Annotated in this window: 1 protein-coding gene; it reads right to left on the reverse strand. The window is 73.1% G+C overall.

What is annotated here, in order from left to right:
- The coding region (locus tag PUR61_RS08010) for an acyltransferase domain-containing protein (RefSeq protein WP_329877175.1) at positions 1–376 on the reverse strand (376 nt) is incomplete at both ends.

The following is a 376-nucleotide window of genomic DNA, read 5'->3' on the forward strand; positions in this document are numbered from 1 at the left end:
GAGCCGGACGGAGACCATGCCGCCGTCACCGGCGATGGCGTCGAGGGCCCGGCTGCGGAGGGCGACGACGGCGGCGCCGTCTTCGATAGTGAGGGCGCCGGCGACGACGGCGGCGGCGATCTCGCCCTGGGAGTGGCCGACGACGGCGTCGGCGTGGATGGCGTGGTGCTGCCAGAGCGCGGCGTGGGTGACCATCTCCGCCCACAGGGCGGGCTGGACGACGTCGAAGCGCTCCAGCGGCTCGGTGTCGCGCAGCTGCCGCGTGAGTGTCCAGTCGCCGTGTGGGGCGATGGCCTTCTCGCACTGGGTGATCTTCTCGGCGAATACGGGTTCGGTGTCGAGGAGTGCGGCGGCCATGCCGGGCCACTGGGAGCCC

It is taken from the genome of Streptomyces sp. BE20, assembly GCF_036322525.1.
GTDB lineage: Bacteria > Actinomycetota > Actinomycetes > Streptomycetales > Streptomycetaceae > Kitasatospora.